At 68.7% G+C, this 20,566-nt stretch carries 14 protein-coding genes; 6 read left to right on the forward strand and 8 right to left on the reverse strand.

Going from position 1 to position 20,566, the window contains the following annotated elements; all coding sequences use genetic code 11:
- Positions 1-98 precede the first annotated feature (98 nt).
- From IB259_RS04885 to IB259_RS04915, 7 genes are all read right to left on the reverse strand, one after another.
- The gene (locus IB259_RS04885; protein WP_175213387.1) at positions 99-1,064 is read right to left on the reverse strand and encodes a FecR domain-containing protein; all 966 of its coding nucleotides are present in this window, start codon (positions 1,062-1,064) and stop codon (positions 99-101) included.
- 3 nt (positions 1,065-1,067) lie between these two features.
- Positions 1,068-1,568 carry a sigma-70 family RNA polymerase sigma factor gene (locus IB259_RS04890; protein ID WP_054454404.1) on the reverse strand — a complete coding sequence of 167 codons (501 nt, stop codon included), beginning with the start codon at positions 1,566-1,568 and terminating at the stop codon, positions 1,068-1,070.
- Between the two features lie 133 nt (positions 1,569-1,701).
- Complete coding sequence (locus IB259_RS04895) at positions 1,702-8,430, reverse strand: autotransporter outer membrane beta-barrel domain-containing protein (protein WP_192327870.1); 6,729 nt, start codon at positions 8,428-8,430, stop codon at positions 1,702-1,704.
- Positions 8,431-8,669: 239 nt separating this feature from the next.
- Positions 8,670-8,957 (reverse strand): hypothetical protein, encoded by a 288-nt coding sequence (locus tag IB259_RS04900; protein WP_225588731.1) that lies wholly within the window; start codon positions 8,955-8,957, stop codon positions 8,670-8,672.
- Positions 8,954-10,030 (reverse strand): BamA/TamA family outer membrane protein, encoded by a 1,077-nt coding sequence (locus IB259_RS04905; RefSeq protein ID WP_119452040.1) that lies wholly within the window; start codon positions 10,028-10,030, stop codon positions 8,954-8,956. The genes IB259_RS04900 and IB259_RS04905 overlap by 4 nt, the downstream gene beginning before the upstream one ends.
- A gap of 286 nt (positions 10,031-10,316) precedes the next feature.
- Complete coding sequence (locus tag IB259_RS04910; protein WP_192327873.1) at positions 10,317-11,639, reverse strand: MFS transporter; 1,323 nt, start codon at positions 11,637-11,639, stop codon at positions 10,317-10,319.
- Between the two features lie 175 nt (positions 11,640-11,814).
- Positions 11,815-12,474, reverse strand: coding sequence for a GntR family transcriptional regulator (locus IB259_RS04915; RefSeq protein WP_054454398.1), 660 nt, complete (start codon positions 12,472-12,474; stop codon positions 11,815-11,817).
- Positions 12,475-12,593: 119 nt separating this feature from the next.
- On the opposite strand from IB259_RS04915, the gene IB259_RS04920 reads away from it, so the two are divergent.
- Genes IB259_RS04920 through IB259_RS04945 form a run of 6 tightly spaced genes read left to right on the forward strand, consistent with a single transcriptional unit; the run spans position 12,594 to position 18,400 of the window.
- A complete protein-coding gene (locus tag IB259_RS04920; RefSeq protein WP_156337376.1) occupies positions 12,594-12,764 on the forward strand; it encodes a hypothetical protein in 171 nt (56 codons plus the stop codon).
- Complete coding sequence (locus tag IB259_RS04925; protein ID WP_192327876.1) at positions 12,757-14,112, forward strand: amidase; 1,356 nt, start codon at positions 12,757-12,759, stop codon at positions 14,110-14,112. The genes IB259_RS04920 and IB259_RS04925 overlap by 8 nt, the downstream gene beginning before the upstream one ends.
- Positions 14,113-14,126: 14 nt before the next feature.
- Positions 14,127-15,323 carry a CaiB/BaiF CoA-transferase family protein gene (locus IB259_RS04930; RefSeq protein WP_192327879.1) on the forward strand — a complete coding sequence of 399 codons (1,197 nt, stop codon included), beginning with the start codon at positions 14,127-14,129 and terminating at the stop codon, positions 15,321-15,323.
- Complete coding sequence (locus IB259_RS04935; RefSeq protein ID WP_119452026.1) at positions 15,320-16,105, forward strand: enoyl-CoA hydratase; 786 nt, start codon at positions 15,320-15,322, stop codon at positions 16,103-16,105. Before IB259_RS04930 ends, IB259_RS04935 begins: the two co-directional genes overlap by 4 nt.
- A gap of 28 nt (positions 16,106-16,133) precedes the next feature.
- Positions 16,134-17,036, forward strand: coding sequence for a polysaccharide deacetylase family protein (locus IB259_RS04940; RefSeq protein WP_054454388.1), 903 nt, complete (start codon positions 16,134-16,136; stop codon positions 17,034-17,036).
- On the forward strand, positions 17,033-18,400 hold the full coding sequence (locus tag IB259_RS04945; RefSeq protein WP_192327882.1) for an MmgE/PrpD family protein: 1,368 nt from the start codon (positions 17,033-17,035) through the stop codon (positions 18,398-18,400). Before IB259_RS04940 ends, IB259_RS04945 begins: the two co-directional genes overlap by 4 nt.
- Positions 18,401-18,429: 29 nt before the next feature.
- Here the strand turns inward: IB259_RS04945 and IB259_RS04950 are convergent, their stop codons facing one another.
- Positions 18,430-20,493: a TonB-dependent copper receptor gene (locus IB259_RS04950; protein WP_192327884.1), complete on the reverse strand. Its 2,064-nt coding sequence runs from the start codon at positions 20,491-20,493 to the stop codon at positions 18,430-18,432.
- Positions 20,494-20,566 lie beyond the last annotated feature (73 nt).

Genomic DNA, 20,566 nt, shown 5'->3' on the forward strand with positions numbered 1-20,566 from the left:
TCCCTACAGGTCATCAATGCGCGGTATGCCGGATGAACGCGGGGAAAAGGGACAAGGGCGTAGCGGCAAAGTTGTAAGCAAGTGAAACCAGGCGGCTTTCAGCGCGTCAGGGTGACCCAGTAGGCGGTACGCGTGACGACGCGCAGATCCAGGGTCTTGGCCACGACGGCAAGTAGCGCGTCGGTGTCTTGCAGGCGGAATACGCCAGATACCCGCAGGCCGCCCACCGCCGGGTCGCAGCGCAATACGCCGCGCCGGTAGCGCGAGACCTCGGCCAGCAAGGCGTCCAGGCGCATGTTGTCGGCTTCGAGGACGCCGCGCGTCCATCCGGGCGCGTCTGACCTGGCCGGTGCGTTCGGCAGAAAGGCATTGGCGGTGAAGCGCACCGACTCGCCGGCATTGAAGATCCGCTCCGGACTGCCATTCCCGAGGGTGACGGCGACGCGATGTTCCAGCACGGTCAGCTCGGTCTGGACGTCGCCATCGTCCAGTTGCCGGACGACAAAACGGGTGCCCAAGGCGCGCAAGCGGCCCTGGGGAGTCTCCACGATAAAGGGCCGCGCCCTGCCCGCCGGGTCGGCGGCCGTGCGCACATAGATTTCGCCGCCGCGCAGGTGCAGCAGGCGCATTTCGTCGGAGTAGCCCACCTCCATGGCCGTATCGGTATTCAGATGGACCTGGCTGCCGTCGGCCAGCCGCAGGTCCTGGTTTTCGCCCACCGCCGTGCGATAGGCGCCTGCCGGCTCCGCATACAGGCGGTAGGTCAGCAAGGCGGCGGGCGCGGCAACCCCCAGGACCGCCAGCGTACGCAGCACGGCGCGCCGGCTGACCTGCGACGGGCGCGTCAAGAGCGGCACGCCCACCGAGGCCGGCACCGTGTCGAACTGCTGCATCAGGCGCTGGGCGCGTTGCCAGGCAAGCTCGCGTTCGGGATGGCCATGGCGCCAGCGTTCGAAGGCGGCGTGATCCGCCGGTCCGGCCTCGCCGGAATGCAGGCGCACGAGCCAGCGGGCGGCTTCCCGTATGACGGAGGCGTCTAGCGGTTTGGATTCGGCGGCGGCCATGGGTCAGGAATCCAGCATGGTCAGGCAGATTTCGAAGCCCTGGGCCATGTAGCGCTTCACCGTGCGGTCGCTCAAGCCGGTGCGGGCGGCGATTTCGACGTAGGTGAGCCCTTCCAGTTGCGACAGGACGAACACCTCGCGCGCCTGGGGCGCCAGATTGCCGAGCATGCGGTCCAACTGTTGCAGCGCTTGCTGCACGCCCAGCAGCATCTCGGGCGAGGCTTCCAATTCGGGCGGCAGCGCGGCCAAGGCCTCGAGCCAGGCGCGTTCCAGCGAGCGGCGGCGCCAGTGATCGTTGAGCAGCCCCCGCGCGATGGTGGTCAGATAGGCCCTGGGCTGGCGCAGCGTGCGGACTTCCTCGGGATGGCGCAGCACGCGCAGAAAGGTGTCGTGCGCGAAGTCCGCGGCCTCATCGCCATGGCCGAGGCGATGCCGCCACCATTGGCAGAGCCAGTCGTAGTGGTTTTCGCAGAGTAGCTGGAGCGGCTGTAGGGGCTTGGACATGCTCGAACGCCCCCGATAGGCAGCGCGATGACACGGAATGGCGGCCTGGCCGGATTCAGCCCGGCGGCCAGCGGGGCTAAATGATACCAAGAACCGTTCGCAGTATCGAATCGCGCGGAGCCCTGTGGGGCGTTCAGAACGGCACCATCACCTTCAACGTGCCGCGATGGCTTTGTATGTGGGACGAAAAATCCCCGTCGTACTGCAACCGGAAGTCCAGGCCGCCAGCGTTGGACACCTGCAGGCCCGCGCCGATGCGGCCGATGACGTCGTCCATGGGCACCGAGGTCTCGAAGGCGCCCGAGCCTGCCGGCGCGCCCTGCAAGCGCGACTTGACCGTGTACTCGTCCTTGGACAGGAACGACACGCCGCCATACATGTATGGGCGCATGGTTGCGCCGTTCTTCAGCGCCACCTTGCCGCCCAGTTCCAGCGTCGGCGACAGGGCCATGACGAATTCGTTGCTGCTTTCCACGTCCAGATGCAAGGCGTCGCGGGATTCGCTGTAGCCGGGCATGTGGGTGTAGGACGCGTCCACGTCCACATAGGGTTTCAGGTAAACGTGTTCCCCGGCGTAGGTGCGCGCGATGCGCAGGCGCAAGGCCGCGCCGTAGACGTCCAGATCCGAGTCGGCCGTGCTTTGCATGCCGGGGATGCGGATGCTGCGGTTGATGTCGTACTGGCCGTAGCCGCCGCCCAGGGCCGCAGACAGGGTCCAGGGTCCGGTTTCGCGCTTGACCACCACGCCGGCATAACCGCTGTCGCCCTTGCCGCTGACCCGTCCGTCGTCGCCGCTCAGATGGCTGTTTTGGTAGGCAACGGACCCGCCCAGGAACCAGCCCGGACTGACCTGGCGCTGGCCGCCGAACTGGTAGGTGACGCCATCGAACGAAAATCCGGAGACCCCGCCGTCGCCGTCCTGGTTGGTATTGATGCCGGACACCTGGCCCCACAGGCAATCCTGCTCGCCGGTCAGCGCGTCGCCGCCCTGGAATGCCGGGCACGACATCATGGCGCCGGTAAAGCGCGCCATGCTGGCCTGCATCTGCGCGGCAGGCGCCACGGTGACGCCGGCCGACAGGTCGGACAGCCGGTTCGAATAGGTGTCGGCGCTTTCGCGGGAGGCCATGTCCAGCGCCGCGAACAAGGACGCCATGGCGGCGTTGCCACCCAGGTTCCAGGCGCCCTGCAGATGATTCGCAACCGAGCGCTGATTGGCGGCCAATTGCATGGACGGCGCGGCGAAGTCGGCCTGCGTTGCGCGCACGCGCACGTTCTTGCCGTCCAGCCTGGCGTCGTAGTCGATCACCGGGCTGTCCTTGGCAACGGGGCTGCCTTGCACATCGCCTTGCAGCGTCGCCACGGTGACTTCGTGATCGGGCAGCAAGGTGATGGGCTGGACATTGACCTGGCCGTTCAGGCGGGTATCGCCCTGCACCACCATGCTCGGCGATTTGAGGTTGGCGAAGTCCACGTCCGCCTGCAGCAGGCCGCCGGCCTGCAGGTTGAAATTCCCCGTAACCGTGAGCGTGTCGAAGGCGCCGGACCTGCCTATGGCGACCAGCCCCGCGTTGTCGATGTTGGCCTGATAAAGCGTGGCGTCGCTCAGGGTGCCGCTGGCGGCGTTCCAGGCGTTGCAGGCGATGCCGCCCGCGCCGCCGCCGCATTCGATGTTGCCCAGCACGGTCCCCGCATTGTTGACGGACAGGCTGGCGCCGGGGGCGCTGGCCAGGAAGCTCACGGTCTTGGCCTGCTGCAGGGCGGCGCCGTCATAGCGTACGGCGCTGCCGCCTGCGCCGGCGATGATCATGCCCGCCGAGCCCACGGTCAGCGTGTTCTGCTTGTCGCCCACGATCCAGACGCCATATGCGCCCGCGCCGGTGCCGCCGCTGACCGAACCGTCGACGGTGACCGCGACCTGGCCCGAACCTTGCGGACCGGCGCTTTGCGCAAAGATGCCGGTGGCGCCGGCGCCGGTGGCGGCGATGCTGCCGCTCTGCGTCAGCGTGACGTTCCCGCCGGATCCCGTGCTGCCCGCGCCTGCCGTGCTGCCGGCGAAGCCGCCGGCGGCATTGCCGCCCAGCCCGCCCCCGCCGCCGATGGATTGGGCGATCACGCCGAAGGCGTAGGCCCCCTGGGTCGTGATGTTGCTGGCGACATTGAGGTTAACCGCGCCGCCGTTGCCGTTGCCACCCGTCTGGCCGCTGCCTGGGGTCCAGCCGCCCGAGTCCAGCTGCAAGCCCTTGCTGGTGTCGCCCGCGATGCCTCCGCCGCCGCCGATGGACTGGGCGATCAGGCCATGGGAGCCCGCGCCGCTGGTGCTGATGTGGCTGCCGGCATTCAAGGTCAGGGTCACGGCGCCGCCGTCGCCGGCCGCGCCGCCGCGCCCGCCCAGCGACACGCCAGACAGGTTGCTGGCGTCGCCCGCGCCGCCCAGCCCGCCGCCGCCGCCGATCGATTGGGCCAGCACGCCATAGGCGCGCGCGCCTTGCGTGGTGGCGGCGATGCCGGTGGCGACGTCGATGGCGCCGCCCGAGCCGGACAAGCCGCCGTTGCCGCCCACTGCGACGCTCATGGAATGGCTGTCCTGCTGCAGCTTGGAGCTGCTGTTGCCCGCGCCGGCCGTGCCGCCGCCTCCGCCGATAGATTGCATCGCCAGCGCCGGGGAGTCGTCGCCCGCGGTCTGGACATTCAGCCAGCTTCCGCCGCCAGAGGTCAGGATGTTGCCGCCGTTGCCGGCCACGCCGCCTGTGCCGCCAAACGAGGCGCCGACGGTGATGGTGCCTTGGGCCTGGTCCGAGCCATCGCCGCCCTGCCCGCCGCCCCCGCCGATCGATTGCAGCAGCACGCCGTAGGCGTTGTAGCCGGTGGTGGCGATGCTGTTGCCATGGTCGTCGTCGAAGAGGAAGCTCAGGACACCGCCATTGCCGCCGGCGCCGCCGCTGCCGCCCACGCCGATGATCGCGTTGGCCTTGATCTTGCTGCCCGAGGCGCTGGACGATCCGCCCACGCCGCCGCCTCCGCCTATGGACTGGGCCACCAGGCCGTCGGCCCAGTCGCCGGCGGTGGCGATCTTGCCCGCGTAGTTCACGGTGACGTTGCCGCCATGGCCGCCCGTGCCGCCGGTGCCGCCCACGTCCACGCCGAATTGATAAGTGCTGTTTTCGTCGTCGAGCCGTTCCTTGTTGTCGCTGTGATTGCCGATGCGGTCCAGGATGGGATAGGACGAGGCGTCGGCGCCCAGCGATCCGCCCAGCCCGCCGCCGCCGCCGATCGATTGCAGCAGCACGCCATCGGCGTCGCCGCCTTCGGTGCGGATGGCGCCTTGCAATGTCGCATTGATGCTGCCGCCAGTGGCGCCGGAACCGCCGGTCGCGCCCAGGCCCACCTGCAGACGGGCTGACGGACGCTCTTCGGCGCTGCCAGCCACATTCAGCGTGCCGCCCTGCGAGGCCCCGCCGCCGCCGCCGATGGACTGCGCCACGATGCCGCGCGAACCCGAGCCCAGCGTGCGGATGGCGAAGTTGGGATTCAGCGTCACGTCCACATTGCCGCCGGTGCCGCCCGAGCCGCCGGTACCGCCCAGGGCCAGGGTCAGCTTGACGTTAGTGGGCCCGCCGTGGGTGTAGGCGTTGCTGCTGCCGACCCCGCCGTTGCCGCCGCCTCCGCCTATGGATTGCGCCAGCACGCCATTGGCGTAGTCGCCATAGGTCACGATGGTGGATGCCGAGGGGACGCGCACGCCAGGCGGGGTCAGCAACGACGGCGGCATGCCGACATAGGCGCCGTTGGCATCGCCCAGGCTCACGCCCACCGCGCCGCCGTTGCCGCCTGCCGAACCGGAACCGCCCAGCGTCATGCCGGCCGACAGCGAGATCGTGGTCGCATCGCCCAGCACGGTGGATAGCACGGACGAATCGCCGCCATTGCCGCCGCCGCCGCCGATGGACTGGGCCATCACGGCGTGGGAGCCGTCGCCCAAGGTGGCGACCGTGGAACCGTTGCTGAGGTTGACCTGGGTGACGCACGCGCCATCCCCCGGCGGGCAGGCGCTGCCGCCCGCCCCGCCGCTGCCGCCCACCGCGGCTTCGAAATTGAACGCCAGGGACGCGCCCTCGCCGGTGGGTACCGCAACCACCAGGTCGCTGGCGCTGGAGCTGCCGCCATTGCCGCCGCCCCCGCCTATGGTCTGCGCCAGGATGCCGAAGGAATCGTTGGGCGCGTAGGTCGAGGGATCGATGTTCGGGCTGGCGTAATCCATGCCCGTGGCGACGTGGGAGCCGCTCAGGTTCACGATGGAGGAATAGCCAGTGCCGCCCGAGCCGCCGCTGCCGCCCAGCACCACCGCTGCGTTGAAGCCGACCGTGACGTCGTAATAGCTGGCGTCGCCGCCGTTGCCGCCGCCTCCGCCTATGGACTGGGCCAGGATGCCGGCCGAGTGGGCGCCGCCAGTGCTGATGTTGAGGTTGCTGTAGCCCACCTTGACCTCGGCGGCATTGCCGCCGGCGCCGCCGCTACCGCCCAATTGCAGCGCCGCGAAGGATGCCACGCTGGCGTTCTTGACGCTGCCGCCCGTGCCGCCGCCGCCGCCGATGCTTTGCGCGATGATGCCGGGTGCGTAGTTGCCGTGGGTGGTGAGGTTCGCGGTCGAGTACGTCAATGTGCCGTCGCAGCCGCCCTGGTTGCTCATGCAGACTGTGCCGCCGTTGCCGCCGCCGCTGGCGCTGCCGCCGATCGCCACCGATACGCCCACCGATGCGGTGAAGGTATCGCCGCCGTTGCCGCCGCCGCCGCCCACGGACTGGGCCAGCACGCCCGCGCCGAATTGGCCCGCGGTCTGGATCGAGCCCAGGTCCTGGATGATGACGTTGCCGCCCGCACCGCCCCCGGCGCCGCCGCCGCCCACGCCCAGCACGCCGATGCTGTCGCCGCCGCTGCCGCCGCCGCCGCCGATGGACTGGGCGACCATGCCGATGGCGGCGTTGCCAGCCGTTGTGATGGAGCCGGTATTGCCGATCACCACCGTGCTGCCCGACGAGCCGGTGGCCCCGGCCGAGCTGCCGCCTACGCTGAGCAGGCCAGTGGCGCTGCCCGAGGCCCCGCCGCCGCCGCCGATGGATTGGCCTATCATGCCGTGCGAGTTGTAGCCCGAGGTGGCGATGGACCCGCTGTTGCTCAGGGTGACCTGGCCGGCCGCCCCGCCGCCCGCGCCGTCCCCGCCCAAGGAAACCAGTTCGGCGGTGTCCGCGCCGCCCGCCCCGCCGCTGCCGGCAATGGACTGGGCCAGCACGCCGTAGGCATGGTCACCGCCGGTCGTGACCGTGCCGGCGGTCGTGACATTGACCGCGCCAGCGTTGCCGCCATTGCCGCCGTTGCCGCCCTGGCCGCCCAACACCGACACGAAGTCGCTGCCCGTGCCGCCGCCGCCGCCGACCGACTGCGCCACGATGCCGGTGGAAAAATTGCCCGTCGTGCTGATAGCGCTGCCGCTGGCGGTGGAAATGTTGACGGCGCTGGCGTTGCCGCCAAACCCGCCGCCCCCGCCCTGCCCGGCCAGCTTGGTGCTGTCGGTGCCGTCGCCGCCCTGCCCGCCCAGGCTTTGACCCGCCAGGCCGGGCAGGTTGTCGCCGCGGGTCGCGACGCTGCCGCCCTGATAGAGATTGATCGCCACGGCGCCGCCCGCGCCGCCATTGCCGCCGGAATGGTCCTTGTCCGGGCCTTTGCCGCCCTTGCCGCCGATGGCGCGGGCGGCGACGCCGGCGCCCTGCACGGTCGCGCCGGCCGCCGAACCGGCCACGTCCAGCAGCACGGAGCCATTCACGTCCACCGTCACCTTCTGGGTCCAGGTGTCGGAGTTGCCGCCGCCATTGCCGCCGTTATCGCTGTTGTCAGTCGACGCGGTGCCGTCGCCGCCTATGCTTTGCGCGTAGATGCCAAAGACCGTGGCGCTGTCGAAGACCTGCCAGTAGCTGTTGGCCTGGCCCTGGTGCGTCACTTGCACGGTGCCGCCGGTGCCGGCATTACCGTTGTTGTAGCCGCCCATGCCGCCCACGGAATTCGCGTAGATGGCAGCTCCGTTGGCATAGGTGCGCAGCCGCGTGGCGCTGCTGCCCAGGTTGATGACGCCGGTGTTGCTGACCGTGACCGTGCTGGCGTTGCCGCCATTGCCGCCCACCTGGTCGCCGTATTCCAGCGTCGGATCGTTCTGGTCGCCGCCGGCCCCGCCCAGGGCCCGCGCGTTGATGCCGTACAGGCCTTGGCGCGGCGTGGGCAGGGAACCGGACATCGTCAGGTTGCCGGAATTGGTCACGGTCACGTTCTGGCCCAGTCCGCCGTGTCCGCCGTTCGAGTCGTTGTTGTCGTTGGCGGGGTCGCCGATGCCGCCGGACGAGACTGCCATGATCAGGCTGTTGAAATTGCTGAGCGCCGTGCCGTTGAGCGCGATGTCGCCCGTGCTGGATACGGTAATGTGGCCGCCGTCTCCTGCCGTGCCTTCGTCCACGCCGTCGCCGCCGCGCGATATGGCCGTGACCACGCCCACCGGGTTCAGCCGGGTCTGGTTCTCGTCGGCGTTGTAGTTGCCCGAGGACGTGACCGACACGTCCGGTCCGTTCTGGCCGTTCTTTTCGTTGTCATGGTCTACGCCGCTGTCGCCCTCGCAGATGGCCTGAGCGCTTGGGTAGTTGCCGGACGGCACGTTCAGGGTGGGGCCGCCTGCGCATGCATAGCCGGCCTGTGCGCCGCCCGCTACGCTCCAGGCACAGGCGCCCAGCGCTGACGCGATGGCCAGCCGCAACGTGTTCTGCCGCAGCAGGGGAAAAGGCAGACTGGGGCTGTGCGCCGGGCGTGATGTGGGCTTCATGGATGAGCGGATTCTTGTGACCCGAGCGCGGTTTACCCGGGTCGGCGGGCGCGCGCTCAGTAGTAACTGGCAAAGTTTCGCCACTAGAATCCGCAGGCAGCGCACCTCGCGCAACTTTTTTTCGACGAATCAGTGCTTTTTTTCGACGAAATCCGCAAAGAAAACCACACTGTTACCGCTTGCGCGGCCACAAATGTAAGTAAAAATTGAATGCGGCGTAGAGCCTTCGGCCGGCCGTGTCAGGGGCGCGCTGGCGTCCGCCTGGCGCCGTCCGAAGATGCCAGCAGCATCTGCCCTTTGGGTGTCAGGACAACCACCGGTTCGACATCCGCGCGGCGCGGAACGTCCACCAGCCCGTTGGCGGTCGCGTCTTCCCAGGCGGACAGGCGCGGACACGAACTGCGCCAGGCGTCCATGGTCTGCGCATAGGTGCGCGGCCGTTCGGCGATCCAGGCCAGGAATTGCAGCAGGTTGCCGAGCTGGGACGTGCCGGCCTGCAACATGGAACTATCGTCATCTGTCTTCATCGCCATGCACTCCCAACCTGGATGTAAAAGGCGTTCTGGTCCTTGCTGTGGGCGATGTCTATCCCCACCGCCAATCCCAGCTTGGCGGCTATCAGATACCGGAAGCCTGTGCCGATGCTGACGACATTGGTGGAATCGGCAAAGGATTTCCAGTTTCCGTAGGCCTTGCCCACGCCGCTGAACCCCAGTATGGACCAGCGCGGGGTGGCGTCCCAGCGCAATTCTGTTTCGAAGGTCAGCGCGTCGCGGTCCTGGTAGCGGCCCCGCGCCACGCCGCGCAGGTCGACGTAAGGCTGGGCGTAGAACGGCACCGTGCCGCGCGTGAACTGGCCGTCGCCCCGCAGGCCCAGGGTCCAGCGCGGGGCCAGCGGCAGCCAGGTGTAGCCGCGCGTGCGGTAGCTTTCGAAGGCCTGGTCGCTGCCCAGCCAGCTGCGCGAAAACTGGGCCTCCAACTCGGCATAGCTGCCCCTGTTGGGATAGAACATATTGTCGCGCGTGTCATAGTCCACCACCACGCCGGCCTTGCCGATGCGGCCCGCCAATTCGGCCTTGGACAGTTCGCCAGCCTGGCTGCCGGTGAACCGGGTGTTCGAGCGGAAATAGGTATAGCGCGGACCGACGTACCAGGGCGTGTCGCCCACCCGGGCCAGGACCTGCTGCATCAGGAAGGTGCCCTTCACCTCGTAGCTGCGTCCGTGGCTGGAGGCGCCGTAGTACTCCAGGTTTGCGCGTCCCTGGGCCAGCGCGCCCAGGTAGCGGTAGCGGTCGGCGTCCCAGCTGCGGAAATGGAACAGCGCGCCGCCGCGCGTGCCGTTTTCGGTGGCCATGGCGCCAATGCCGGTGACATTGGGCGGCGCCTTGCTTTTGCCTTCCGGCTGGCCCTGGGAGGCGGCCTCACCCGCCGGTTCGGAGAAGTACAGCAGCATCACGCCGCCGCCATAGCCCACTGCGGGCTCGGTGATGATCACGGGTACCGGCAGCGCGCCGTTCTGGCGCAACAGGAAATCGCCCATGTCCAGGCCGCCGCCGTTCGCGTCCGCGTCGGCGTCCGCTTGCGCCAACGCCGCGCCCATGAAAGCCGGGCCCGTGCACAGCAGGATCAGGATTTGCCTGGCCAGTCGCGGCCAGGTGACCGGATGGCCCCGGGGTGCCGCGCCGCCCGTGGCGGGCACGGCACCCCTGGAGGCGCTGTCTCGGGCGTGTCTGCATTCCTGGCGCACGGAGTCCTTCCCCGTTGTAGTGCCGCAGTCCGGCGATGTCGGGCGGCTCGCAAGAATGAGACTGGAGCCGCGCGTTCAGTCGTGCACCGCCGATGATGACACGGCGCCGGATCTTGCGCACTACTTCCGCCACCGCTGCCTAGACCGCGAGCCTGCGCATCGTCAGCGCGACGACCGCCGTGGCGACAAGCTGCATGCCGGCCACGACGTACAGGCCTGCGGCCACGCCGCCCGTCCATTCCTTGAGCCAGCCCATCATGAACGGCGTGGCGAAGCCGGCCAGGTTGCCGACCGAATTGATGAAGGCGATGCCGCCCGCCGCGGCGGTGCCGGTCAGGAATGCCGCCGGGATGGCCCAGAAGACGGGGAACGCCCCCAGCACGCCGATGGCGGCGATGCTCAAGGCGCCCATCGCCAGCACGGGGCTGCCGATGTAGGCGCCGGTCAAGGACAGGCCGACCGCGCCGACCAGGGTGGCGCCGGCGCAATGCAAGCGGCGTTCGCGGGTGGAGTCGGAATGGGCGCCGTTGATCACCATCGCGGCCGTGCCCAGGATGAACGGGATGGCCGACAACAGGCCTATGTTCAGCGCGCCTTGCACGCCCAGCTCGCGCACGATGGAAGGCATCCAGAACGCCAGCGTCGCATTGCCGCCGACGATGCAGAAGTACGCCGCGGTGCACAGCCACAAGGCAGGCAGGCGCAGGGCCTGGGCGAAGCTGGCGTGTTTGCCGGGGTCCAGGCGTTCACTGTCCAGCTCGGCGGTCAGCGCGGCCTTTTCCGCCGCGCTGAGCCAGCGCGCCTGCTGGGGGCGGTCCGGCAGATAGGCCAGCACCACCAGTCCGGCGATCACCGAAGGAATGCCTTCCAGCACGAACAGCCATTGCCAGTTGCGCAGCGGCGCCACCCCGTCCATGCCGCTCATGATGAGTCCGGCTATCGGCCCGCCGACGATGCCGGCGATGCCGAACGACGTCATGAACCAGCCATTGATGCGCCCTCGCCTGCCTGCCGGTATCCAGTACGTCAAATAAAGCATGACGCCGGGGAAGAAGCCCGCTTCGAAGGCGCCCAGCAGAAAGCGCAGGACATAGAAGGAGGTGGGCGTGGTCACGAACGCCATCGCCATCGAGGTCAGGCCCCACAGGATCGTGATGCGGGCCAGCGTCTTGCGCGCGCCAATGCGTTGCAGCAGCAGGTTGCTGGGCACTTCGAAGATGAAGTAGCCGATGAAGAAGATGCCCGCCCCCAGGCCGTACACCGCTTCGCTGAAGCGCAGGTCCTGCAGCATCTGCAGCTTGGCGAAGCCCACGTTGACGCGGTCGATCCACGCCAGCAGGAACAGGAAGATCAGGAAGGGAATGAGGCGCCAGGCGACCTTGCGGTGCATCTGGCCAGGATCGGCGGCCGGCGCGGCGTCGTGTGCCGGCGCGGACAGGGGTTGCGGTGAAACAGCATCCATAGCGGGTTCCTCGGTGGAGCGGATCAGGGGAGCGCCCTAGCCCGCCGATACCGGGGCAAGGTTACGCGAGCAGATGTTTTTGTCTGCTATAAATATATTTTGCCATTATGAAAAAATACAATAATCAGGATTAACCCGCGGTGGCCGCCGCGGGGCGAGGTCCGCCGCCGCGTCTTCAGGCCAACAGGTTCTTGGGCAGCGCGGCGATGAAGGACGCGAAGCTGGTGGCGCCCTGCCCGGGGCTCATGTGCTGCGTCATGACCGCGGCCGCGCGCGCCGGGTCCTGCGCCTGGATGGCTTCGAGCAGTTGGCCATGCTGTTCCCATGACGAGGCCAGGCGGCCGAAAGCGGAAAAGGCGTGCAGCCGGTAGGCGCCGGTGCGCGACCGCATGCGCAGGATCTCCTGGCGCAGATAGGGATTGCGGGCGCCCAGGTACAGGGCATCGTGGAAGCGCCGGTTGTGTTCCTGCCAGGCGTCGGTGTCCTCGCGCCGCACCACGGCCGCGGCGCGTTCATGGATGGCCGCCAGCTCGTCGCGTTCGGCGGGCGTCATGCGTTCGCAGGCCAGGCGCGCGCCTATGCCTTCCAGCTCCGCCAGCAGCTCCCACATCGCCAGCAACTGGGCCACGTCCATCTTCGCCACCACCATGCCGCCACGCGGCAGGCTGGCCACCAGCCCTTGCGCCTGCAACTGCAGCAGCGCCTCGCGCACCGGTGTGCGGGAGACGTCGTAGGTCTGCATCAGCATCTGTTCATCGACCGGATCTCCCGGCAGCAGGCTGCCATCGCGGATGGACTCTTCGACTGACAGGCGGATGCGCTCAGCGGCTTTCATGGCGGACTCCGGTGTAGGGGGTAAGAAAATTCACGCTAGGCATAGTATTTTCTTGACTTCTATAAATATATTTATGAGACTAGACTTTTATTTTAACGAGCAAAACGCGGCAGGAGGTAATGAGCATGGAAGACTCGCCCAAGCAGGAATGGCAGGCCTGGGTCGCCCTGGCCTGCAAGACGCATGGCCTGGCGGTACCAGTGGAGACGCAAGCGGCGGTCGCACGCACGCTTTTGCGCCTTGCCGCCGTGCAGGCCGAGATCGACGGCTGCGGGGACGACGATGCCTGATTCTCTGCTGCATCTTTCCGTGGCCGACATGCGTCGAAACTACGCCCAGGCCGCGCCCGGCGCACGCGTGGCATTGGTCTCGACCCAGGCTGCGGCGTTCCAGCGCCGGGCGGCCGACCTGCACTGCGCCACGCGCACCTATCAACCCTCTGCGCTGACCGTGCGTCCGGGCGGCCTGCTTGAAGGCGTGGCCTTGGCGCACAAGGATGCCTTCCAGACCGGCATGCACGCCCCGGGGCGCGGGCGGCCGTTGCGCGACGAAGCCCCAGGGCCGATGGCCACGGCGCTGCGCCGCTTGCAGGAACACGGCGCGTTGAACCTGGGCGCGCTGGCGATGGCCGAGCATGCCTGCGGTGCGACGGCCGAGAACCCCCACGGCGCGCCGCTGGCCAATCCGCTGGACGCCGCCGCCGCGGTGGGCGGATCGTCCAGCGGCTGCGCGGTCGCCGTGGCGGCAGGCCTGGTCCCCGCGACGCTGGGCACCGATACGGCCGGCTCTGTGCGCATGCCGGCCGCGACCTGCGGCCTGGTGGGACTCAAGCCGACTCCGGGGGCGATCCCGGCGGACGGCGTGGCGGCCTTGGCGCCTACCTTGGACACGGTGGGCGTGATGGGCCGCAGCGCGCTGGATGCGGCCTGCGTCTACGCCGCGTTGCTGCCAACGCCGCCAACCGCGTCCGCGTTGCCCGCGGACATGGCGCTGATCGAACGGGAACTATCCAGGCCGCGGCGTTGGAGGCTGGCCTCGACGCTGGCGACTGCCGGAGCGCGCGCCGACGTGGCAGAGACGATGGCGCGATTCGAACGCGGCCTGCCCGATCCGCAACGCATCGGCTTGCGCCCCGCGCCCGACCTGGACCGCTTGAACCGTCTGGCGCAGATCGTGCTTCATGCCGAAGCCGCCGCCACGCTCGCGGGCAGCGTGCGCCGTGATTTGGCCTCGCTGGCGCCGGCCACCCAGGCCATCGCGCTGCCGGGCTGGGCCATGCCGGCGGTCTGGTATCGCCATGCCTTGTCGCAGATCGCGCCACTGCGCGCGGCCTTCCTTGCCTCCTGTCTGGCCGACGCCGATCTATTGCTGACGCCCTGCCTGCCGCAAGGCGTGCCGGACCGCGCCGCGGTCACGACCAGCAGCCCCGATTTCGATCCCCGCGCGCTCGGCGCGCTGCACCGCCATCACGCCTACCTCAACTACCTGGGGCTGCCGGCGCTGGTCCTGCCCGTCGGCATCGATGCGCAAGGCCGCCCTGTCTGCGTGCAAGCGGTCGGCGCGCCCGGCAGCGAAGCCCTGCTGCTGGCCTTCGCGCATCAGTACGCACTGCCCTTTTCCGCCATTCTGCAACGCTAATCCACGGACTCATCATGGCCAGAATCAATGCCTCCCCCACCCTGGCGCGCTTTCGCGTGCTGGACCTCTCGCGCGTGCGCGCAGGCCCGACCTGCGTGCGCATCCTGGCCGACTTCGGCGCGGACGTGATCCGCATCGAACCGCCGGCCGGGATCGATCCCAATGAAGCCATGTTCGCCGCGGACCGTACTGGCGGCGACTTCCAGAACCTGAACCGCAACAAGCGGTCGATGACGCTGAACCTGAAGAAGCCCGAAGGCCTGGCCGTCTTCAAGCAGTTGGTGGCCACGGCCGACGTGGTGGTGGAAAACTGGCGGCCCGACGTCAAGGCGCGCCTTGGGGTGGACTACGACGCCCTGCGCGCCATCAATCCCCGCATCATCCTGGCCAGCATCTCCGGCTTTGGCCAGGACGGTCCCTATGCGGACCGGCCGGGCTTTGACCAGATCATCCAGGGCATGGGCGGGCTCATGTCGGTCACGGGCTTTGCCGGCGGCGGTCCGCTGCGCGCGGGACTCGCGGTCGCAGATTGCGGCACCGGCATCTATGCCGCGGTCGGCGTCCTGCTGGCCCTGCTGGAGCGCGAACACTCCGGCGTGGGCCAATGGGTCCACAGTTCCCTGCTGCACACGCAGATCGCGCTGATGGACTTCCAGGCTGCGCGCTATCTGAACGACGGCGACACGCCGGTGCAGGCAGGCAATGACCATCCGACCAGCAGCCCGATGGGGCTGTTCGAGGCCAGCGACGGCGCATTCAACCTGGGCGCGTCCGGCGAAGGCAACTGGCGCCGCCTGTGCGAGTGCCTGGATGCGCCGCAATGGCTGGAAGACCCGCGCTACGCGTCCGAGAAGTTGCGCGTGGCGAACCGCGGTGCGCTCAATGAATCCCTGGCGCAGCGCTTTAGCCAACAGAGCGTCGCGCACTGGGTCGGCCTGCTGAACCGCGCCGGGGTGCCTGCAGGCCCGGTCTACAGCATTCCGCAGGTATTCGAGGACGAACAGGTGCGCCACCTGGGCGTGGCGCAGCCGGTTGCCGACGATGCGGGACACCAGTATCGGCTGATCTCGCAGCCCGTGGCCTTGACGCGCACGCCCGCCCAGATCAGACGGCCCGCGCCAGGCTGGGGCGAGCACACCCGCGAAATGCTCGCGGAGATGGGCTATGCCGCGGACGACATCGAGCGCCTGTATGAAGAGGGCGTGGTATGAGCGGCGGCCAGATCCAGGTGGATTTCCAGGACGGCATTGCAACCCTGACGGTCTGCCATCCCGAACGGCGCAACGCAATGACGCTGGACATGTGGCTGCAGTTGGCCGCAGCGCTGCGTGAACTCGACGGCGCCGCAGTCCGGGTGCTGGCGCTGACCGGCGCCGGTACCCGGGCCTTCGTGTCCGGGGCCGACATCAGCGAGTTCGACCAGGCCCGCGACGGCGCGGCCGCGGTCGCCCGGTACAACCAGGCGGTGGCGGATGCGCAGCAATTGCTGGCGGACTTCGCCGCGCCCACCGTCGCGCTGATACAAGGCGCCTGCATGGGCGGCGGCATCGGCCTGGCGCTGGCCTGCGACCTGCGCTATGCCAGCGCCAGCGCCCGCTTCCGCATGCCGGCCGCAAGATTGGGGCTGGGCTACTCCTATGCCGACATGCGCAGGCTGGCGGGCGTGGTGGGCGCGGCGTCCGCCTTCGACCTGTTCTATACCGCCCGCATCCTTGACGCCGAGCAGGCCGAACGCCGCGGCCTGGTCCACGAACGGTACGCCGACGACGATTTCGTCCGCCAGTCGCAGGCCCGGGTGCGCGCCATCGCCGCCAATGCGCCCCTCTCCCTGCGCGCGGCAAAGGCGGCCATACTGGCGACCATGAATCCGCCCGCGCCCGCGCAGCTCGATGCGATCGACGCCCTGGTGGCCCGGTGCTTCGCCAGCGAGGACTACGCCGAAGGCCGGCGGGCATTCGCCGAAAAACGCGACCCGGTCTTCCTTGGCCGCTGAGCCGTCTTTGAACCATGAGCAAGATGCCATGAACAATCCACGCATTCCTTTCATGCTTTCCAGCCAGCGCCCGCCCCTGGCGGCGCTGGACGGCCGGGCCATCCTGGTGCACCTGGTCGTCAATGTGGAGCACTGGCCGTTCGATCAGCCCATGCCCCGCACCCTGCTGACCGCGCCGCACGGGCGCGAGACGGTGCCGGACGTGCCCAACTACAGCTGGGCCGAATATGGCCTGCGCTGCGGGCTGCCGCGGATCATCGACGCCATCCGCGGCCGCGGCCTGCCTGCCTCGGCCAGCCTGAACGCCTCCGTCATCGATGCCTACCCCGAGGCGGCCCAGGCGCTGCTGGAGGCCGGCTGGGAATTCATCGGCCACGGCATCCACCAGCGCGCTTTGTCGCAAGAGGACGGCGACGGCCAGGCCCGCACCATCGCCGCGGCGCTGGACCGGATCGAGCGCTTCAGCGGCCGCCGGCCGCGCGGCTGGCTCTCGCCGGGCCTGCGCGAAACGCTGGACACGCCGGATCTCCTGGCCCAGGCCGGCATCGACTACCTGTTCGACTGGTGCCTGGACGATCTGCCCAACTGGATGCGGACCGCCGGCAGGCCCTTGCTGGCCTTGCCGTACGCGCTGGAACTGAACGACTCGGTCATCCACGCCGTGGAAAAGCATGCCACCGGGGAATTCAGCCGGCGCCTGGAGCGGACGCTGGACCTGTATGCCGACGAGGCCCGGACCGCGGGCCGTCCGCGCGTCCTCACGCTGGGACTGCATCCCCATCTGATGGGCGTGCCGCACCGCTACGCCGACCTGCTCACCATGCTGGACCTGCTGCAAAAGCACCCGATGACCGCCTTCGTCACCGGCGCCGCGATGTATGACTGGTACGCCGCCCAGGTTCCCGTCCAGCCCGACGGAGCCGCCGCATGAACGCCATCGATACCCTGGTCGCGCATTTGCTGCGCACCCGTTACGAGGACCTGCCGCCTGCGGCGGTGGAAGCGGCCAAGACCTTCATCCTGGATGCGGTTGGCGTCGGGCTATCCGGCTCGCGCCATCCCCGCATGCCCTCGCTGCGCCAGGCGGCCCAGGCCCTGGGCCAGGGCGCGGAAGCGACCGTCTGGGGCAGCGGCGAGCGGCTGCCGCTGGCCAGCGCGGTCATGCTGAACGCATATCAAGTGTTCAACCAGGAGTTCGACGCGATCCACGACCGGGCCGTGGTGCACGCGTTTGCCTGCATCGTGCCGGCGGCGCTGGGCTATGCCGAACGCGAAGGCGGCGTCGATGGTCCCCGATTGATCACCGCGGTCGCCGCCGGATTGGACTTCGCCATCTATGTCGCGCTGGCCCAGCGCGCGCCCATGCGTTTTTTCCGGCCGGCCATGTGCGGCGGCCTGGGCGCCACGGCCACGCTGTGCAAGCTTGGCGGGTTGGATGAGAGCGCCACGCGCGATGCGCTGGGGCTGGCGTACAGCCATCTCTCCGGCACCATGCAGGCGCATATCGAAGGCTCGCCCGCGGTGGGCCTGCAGGTCGGCCTGAACGCCAGGGCGGCGGTTACGGCCTTCGAGCTGGCGCGCGCGGGCTTTCCCGGTCCGCGCGACATCCTGGAAGGCCCTTATGGCTACTTCGCGCTGTATGACGCCGGCCAGGCCGACTGGGACGCGGTTCGCGCGGACGTGGGCCGGGTGTTCCAGATCACCCGCATGAGCCACAAGCCCTACCCGACCGGCCGGGCCACCCATAGCGGCATCGGCGCCGTGCTGGACCTCATGCGGGCCCATTCGTTGCAGCCCGGGGACGTGGACCGGATCACGGTCCGCGCGTCGTCGCTGATTGTGCGCCTGGTGGGACGGCCGGCCCATCCGGGCATGGATTCCGCCACGGCCCGGCTTTGCATGGGCTATGCCATCGCTACTGCCCTGCTGCGCGGCCGGGTCGGCATACCCGACTTCGATCCCGACGCGCTGGCCGAGGCCAGGACTTTCGAACTGGCTGCCCGTGTCCAGGTGCTGGATGACGGCAATCCGGACCCCAACGCCATGAGCCCCCAGCGCGTGGAATTGCGGCTGAAGGACGGCCGCGAATTCGCGGTCGACATGCCGGCCTTTCCCGGCAGTCCGGAACGCCCCTTGGGCGTGGCGGAACAGGACGCCAAGTTCGAAGCCTGCTGCGCGTCCGTGCAGCCGCCGCTGCCCGCCGGCCAGACATGGGAGCTGGCGCGACGGCTGCGCGGACTGGAGGCCGAACAGGACCTGCGCGGCATCATTCGTCTGCTGACAACCGGGCGTTAGTCCTGACGGCGTGTTCCGGACTGGGCGCGTCAGTACTTGAAGCTCACGCGCGCCCAGACCGTGCGGCCCGGCTCATTGACTGCGGTGTTGGCGGCATAGCCGAAACCCGCATTCCCCGCCAGGTTCAAGTGTTCGCTGTAGGTTTTGTTGAACAGATTGTCCACGCCCAGCGACAGGCGGACCTGCTTGTTGACCGCATAGCCGCCGTTGACGGAGAAAACGCCGAAGCCAGCGCTCGGGCCGAAGTCCTTGCCGACTACGTTGCCCTCATTCAAGGCGTAGCGTTTTTGCGCGGCCACGATGCGCCACAGCGCCCCGGCCGACCAGGTGCCGTCATCGTAGGCGGCGCTGAGCCTGGCCTCCAGCGGCGGCATTTGCGGCAGCGCCCTGCCGTCGCTGCGGTTCTCGCCCCAGGCATACGCGAGCGTCGCGCCCAGTTTCCACGCGGACGCGGGCTTGTATGAGACGCCGAGTTCGCCGCCTGCAATGCGTGCGTCGACATTGCTGGCCTGCGACGCCGGACCCATCATGCCGCCCGAGGTGTAGCTGAACAGGATGAAGTCATTGATGTAACCGGCGTAGCCTGAGAACCAGGCGTCCAGCGCTTCGGTTTTGTACTGGGCGCCGAAATCCAGCTGGGTGGTTTTCTCGGGCTTCACGCCCTGGAAGGCGTTGACGGACCCGGCAGGCCCCTGGTCCGGAGAGAACAGCTCCCAGTAATCGGGGAAGCGCTCGACGTGGCCCAGGCCCACATAGACCGTGGCCGGCAGCGAGGCCAGATCCTGCTCATAGCGCAGGAAGCCGCTGGGCAGCGTGTCCTTGCGGCGCTCATCCGCTGTGGGATTGGGCATGGGCATCATCATCGAGCCCGTGTCCTGGCGGAAGTCCTTGGCCGAAGCCCTGTCGACCCGTGCGCCGCCGATGACACGGCTGTCCGGCGCGACGCGCCAGGTCAGTTCGCCGAACAGTCCGGTGTTGGAAAAGTCGGCGTCCTTGACCCAGCTCTGGCTGCTGTACGGCACGGTATCGGTGCCGCTGCGGGAGCGATGGCGGCTCTGCTGGAAATCCAGGCCGGTGACCAGACTGATATCCGGCGTCAGTTCCCAGGTGCCGGCGTAGCGGCCGCCCCAGGTCGCGCGGTCCACGTCGGCCGCCATGGCCATGGGCATGGCGCTCATGGGGTCCGGCGCGCGCAGCGTGTAGTTATCCATCACGTGGTCGGCGTAGTTGTAGTACAGCTGCGCCTCGACCTTGCTCAGCACGGGTCCCAGGTTGCGCTTCTCGAAGCGCAGGCCGAAGCTCTCGCGCTTGAACTGGGAGCCGTCCATGCCGCGGCCGGCATAGCGCGCTTCGCCATCGCCCGTGCCCGCGGTCAGTTCGTACAGCGTGTCGGCGTCGGGCGTGAAACCCAGGGTCAGGTCGGCGTTCCACTTGTCCCAGCGCGAAGGCACGGTGTTGCCGTCGCCGTCCTTGTAGTCCTGGGAGTGGGAATGGTTGGCGGTGATGCGCGTGTAGACCTTGTCGTTGCCCACGGTCAGGTCGGCGGCCTGGTCGTTGCGGCCGAACGAGCCGCCCGTCAGGCTGCCGTCGAATCGCACGCCGGCTGCGGTGAAACGGGGCGTGTCGCGGTCGAACTTGACCGTCCCGGCCGACGCGCCGGGCCCCCACAGCACGGTCTGCGGTCCCTTGATGACCGTGAGCTGGTCGAAGTTCTCGGGCGAGATATAGGAACTGGGCGCGTCCATGCGCGCAGGGCAGGCGCCCGGCATGGAGGTGCCGTTGGTCAGCAGATTCAGGCGCGAGCCGAACATGCCGCGCAGCACGGGATCGCCGTTGGTGCCGCCGTTGCGAATGGCCGAGAAGCCGGGAATCGTCTTCAGATAGTCGGTCCCGTCGCTGGCCGGCAGCGGCTGGCGCGGAATCTTGGGATCCGTGGTGAAGGTCAAGGGCGCGCTGGGTTCCACGCCCGTGATGACCACGGGATCGGTGGTGTAGACGTCGGGCGTGTCGGCGGCTTGGGGCCAGGCGGGAAATGAGGCGGCCACTGCGGCGGCCAGGCAACTCGCGCGCAGGAATTCTTGGTTTGTGGTCATGTCTGGTGTCTGTCGATCGGGAACGTGCGGTGGCAGGCGCGGACGGGCAGCGCGGCCGCCTCCCTTTAAGAAA

The organism is Achromobacter sp. ACM04, from assembly GCF_014851465.1.
GTDB classification, from domain to species: domain Bacteria; phylum Pseudomonadota; class Gammaproteobacteria; order Burkholderiales; family Burkholderiaceae_B; genus Achromobacter; species Achromobacter aegrifaciens.

Bases quoted from the DNA above. Each gene is read 5' to 3' on its own strand.
- IB259_RS04885 (WP_175213387.1), bottom strand. From the start codon at position 1,064: ATGGCCGCCGCCGAATCCAAACCGCTAGACGCCTCCGTCATACGGGAA.
- IB259_RS04890 (WP_054454404.1), bottom strand. From the start codon at position 1,568: ATGTCCAAGCCCCTACAGCCGCTCCAGCTACTCTGCGAAAACCACTAC.
- IB259_RS04895 (WP_192327870.1), bottom strand. From the start codon at position 8,430: ATGAAGCCCACATCACGCCCGGCGCACAGCCCCAGTCTGCCTTTTCCC.
- IB259_RS04900 (WP_225588731.1), bottom strand. From the start codon at position 8,957: ATGAAGACAGATGACGATAGTTCCATGTTGCAGGCCGGCACGTCCCAG.
- IB259_RS04905 (WP_119452040.1), bottom strand. From the start codon at position 10,030: ATGGGCGCGGCGTTGGCGCAAGCGGACGCCGACGCGGACGCGAACGGC.
- IB259_RS04910 (WP_192327873.1), bottom strand. From the start codon at position 11,639: ATGGATGCTGTTTCACCGCAACCCCTGTCCGCGCCGGCACACGACGCC.
- IB259_RS04915 (WP_054454398.1), bottom strand. From the start codon at position 12,474: ATGAAAGCCGCTGAGCGCATCCGCCTGTCAGTCGAAGAGTCCATCCGC.
- IB259_RS04920 (WP_156337376.1), top strand. From the start codon at position 12,594: ATGAGCATGGAAGACTCGCCCAAGCAGGAATGGCAGGCCTGGGTCGCC.
- IB259_RS04925 (WP_192327876.1), top strand. From the start codon at position 12,757: ATGCCTGATTCTCTGCTGCATCTTTCCGTGGCCGACATGCGTCGAAAC.
- IB259_RS04930 (WP_192327879.1), top strand. From the start codon at position 14,127: ATGGCCAGAATCAATGCCTCCCCCACCCTGGCGCGCTTTCGCGTGCTG.
- IB259_RS04935 (WP_119452026.1), top strand. From the start codon at position 15,320: ATGAGCGGCGGCCAGATCCAGGTGGATTTCCAGGACGGCATTGCAACC.
- IB259_RS04940 (WP_054454388.1), top strand. From the start codon at position 16,134: ATGAACAATCCACGCATTCCTTTCATGCTTTCCAGCCAGCGCCCGCCC.
- IB259_RS04945 (WP_192327882.1), top strand. From the start codon at position 17,033: ATGAACGCCATCGATACCCTGGTCGCGCATTTGCTGCGCACCCGTTAC.
- IB259_RS04950 (WP_192327884.1), bottom strand. From the start codon at position 20,493: ATGACCACAAACCAAGAATTCCTGCGCGCGAGTTGCCTGGCCGCCGCA.